This window comes from bacterium (assembly GCA_030654305.1).
Lineage (GTDB): Bacteria > Krumholzibacteriota > Krumholzibacteriia > LZORAL124-64-63 > LZORAL124-64-63 > PNOJ01.
This window is the reverse complement of sequence record JAURXS010000262.1, coordinates 1-2,541: the sequence shown is the minus strand read 5'-3', so window position 1 is coordinate 2,541 and position 2,541 is coordinate 1. Positions and strand designations below refer to the sequence as shown.

3 protein-coding genes are annotated in these 2,541 nt (G+C 72.4%); all 3 read left to right on the top strand.

What is annotated here, in order from left to right; all coding sequences use genetic code 11:
• A partial coding sequence (locus tag Q7W29_07490; GenBank protein ID MDO9171656.1) for a hypothetical protein occupies positions 1 to 294 on the top strand: 294 nt, incomplete at its 5' end.
• Positions 291 to 680 (top strand): fluoride efflux transporter CrcB, encoded by a 390-nt coding sequence (crcB, locus tag Q7W29_07485; protein ID MDO9171655.1) that lies wholly within the window; start codon positions 291 to 293, stop codon positions 678 to 680. The genes Q7W29_07490 and crcB, both read left to right, overlap by 4 nt.
• Before the next feature lie 79 nt (positions 681 to 759).
• A complete protein-coding gene (locus Q7W29_07480; protein MDO9171654.1) occupies positions 760 to 2,469 on the top strand; it encodes an aminotransferase class V-fold PLP-dependent enzyme in 1,710 nt (569 codons plus the stop codon).
• Positions 2,470 to 2,541 lie beyond the last annotated feature (72 nt).

Genomic DNA, 2,541 nt, shown 5'->3' with positions numbered 1-2,541 from the left:
AGCGTGCTGTTCGCCCTGCGCGTGGCGCGCACCACCTACCTCAAGAAGATCGCCGAGGATCCCGCCGACATCACCCCGACCATCGCCCTGGGCATCACCATCGACCATGTGGTGGCCATGAGCCTGCCGATCCTCTCGGGCTGGATCTGGGAGCGCTATGGCTTCCAGTGGGTGTTCCTGCTGGCCGGCGCGATCGCCGTGGCGGGCTTCTTCGTCTGCCTGCGCATCCGCGTGCCCAAGATGCCGTCATCGCCGCCGCCGCCGCCACCGACCACCGCCGGGGTCGCGCCGTGACGCGCCTGCTGGCCATCGCTGCGGCCGGCGCCCTGGGCGCCGTCGCCCGCTACGGCCTGTCGGGCTTTGCGCAGCGCTGGTTCCCGCCCTCGTTCCCCGGCGGCACGCTGGTGGTCAACACGCTGGGCTGCTTCTTCGCCGGCCTGTTGGCCGCGCTGCTGCTGGACCGCTGGCCCGTGGGCCCGACCACGCGCGCCGCGCTGCTGATCGGTTTCCTGGGCGCCTTCACCACCTTCAGCACCTTCGCCAACGAGACCCTCGCCCTGGCGCGCGAAGGCGGCGAGCTGCGGGCGGTGCTGAACGTCGCGCTTTCGGTGGTGCTGGGGCTGGGAGCGGCCTGGGCGGGGGCGGCGCTGGCATCGTTGGCGGGGCCGGGATCCTCCTGACCCGCTCGGCGCTTGTCGAGGCCGCGGCCGGGTCCTACAATCCGCAGACACCGCCGTCACGCCGAAAGAGGTTCCCCCCTTGGATCCCAGCACCGCCCGCCTCATCGACACCATCCGCGAGAACGTCATCGGCGCCGACCGCGCCGTCGAGGGCCCCTACGGCCTGCGCCGGATCACCTACGCGGACTACACCGCGTCGGGCCGCTCCCTGAAGTTCATCGAGGACTTCATCGCCGACGAGGTGCTGCCGCTCTACGCCAACACCCACACCGAGAGCTCGGCGACCGGCCAGCAGACCTCGCGCTTCCGCGAGGACGCGCGGCGCGTGATCCTCGAGGCCTGCGGCGGCGACGAGCGCGACGCGGTGATCTTCTGCGGCGCGGGCGCCACCGGCGCCATCAACAAGCTGGTCGAGATCCTGAACCTGCGCCTGCCCGCCGACCTCGACGCGCGCTACGGCCTCTCCTCGCACCTCCCGCCGCAGGACCGGCCGGTGGTCTTCATCGGGCCCTACGAGCACCACAGCAACGAGCTGCCCTGGCGCGAGTCCATCGCCGAGGTGGTGACCATCCCCGAGGACGAGAACGGCCGCATCGACCTGGACGCGCTGCGGGCGGCGCTGCAGGCGTGCGCCGGCAGGAAGCTGCTGATCGGCAGCTTCTCGGCCGCCAGCAACGTCACCGGGATCGTCTCGGACACCGCCGAGGTGTCGCGGCTGCTGCACGAGCACGGCGCGCTCGCCTTCTGGGACTTCGCCGCCGCGGCGCCGTACGTGCGCATCGAGATGAACCCCGGCCCCGAGTATGGTCCTGGGCGCGGCCCCGCGTCGCACAAGGACGCGATCTTCCTCTCGCCCCACAAGTTCATCGGCGGGCCGGGCACCCCCGGCGTGCTGGTGGTCAAGCGCGGCCTGCTGACCAACCGCGTGCCGACGGTGCCCGGCGGCGGTACGGTGGCCTACGTCGGCGCCGACCGGCACGACTACCTCGTCGATCCCACGGCGCGCGAGGAGGGCGGCACGCCGGCGATCGTCGAGGCCATCCGCGCGGGGCTGGTCTTCGGCCTTAAGCAGGCCGTGGGCGCGCGGAGCATCGAGGAGCGCGAGGCGGACTTCGTGCGGCGGGCCATCGCCGCCTGGTCGGCCCACCCGCGCCTGCAGATCCTGGGCAACCTGCAGGCGGAGCGGCTGTCGATCGTCTCGTTCATGGTCCGCCACGGCGAGCGCTACCTGCACCACAACTTCGTGGTCGCGCTGCTGAACGACCTGTTCGGCATCCAGGCCCGCGGCGGCTGCTCGTGCGCCGGGCCGTACGGCCACCGGCTGCTGGGCATCGACCGGGAGCGCTCCCTGCAGTTCCAGGCGGCGATCCTGCACGGGTCCGAGGGGATCAAGCCGGGCTGGGTGCGGGTCAACTTCAACTACTTCATCAGCGAGCCCGTGTTCACCTACCTGCTGGAGGCCGTGCGGCTGATCGCGGACCAGGGCTGGCGCCTGCTGCCGCACTACGAGTTCCAGCTGGAGACCGGCCTGTGGCGGCACCGCGAGCGCCGCCCCTTCGCGGGGCTGAGCCTGGACGACCTGAGCTACGCCGGCGGCCGGCTGTCGTACCCGTCGCGCCGGCTCACCGCGCCCGAGAGCGCCTACGCCGATTACCTGGAAGAGGCGCGGCGCCTCTTCGCTGCGGCGGCCGCCGAACCGCCGCGGCCCGATGCGACGCCCGCGCTGACGCCCGACGCCGAGCGCCTGCGCTGGTTCCCGCTGCCCGGCGATCCCGCGCCGGTCGACTGAAGGAGGGGCCGTGATGCCCGAGGTGCAGGGACAGCTGCTGCGGATCTACGTGGACGAGGGCGCCAAGCACGA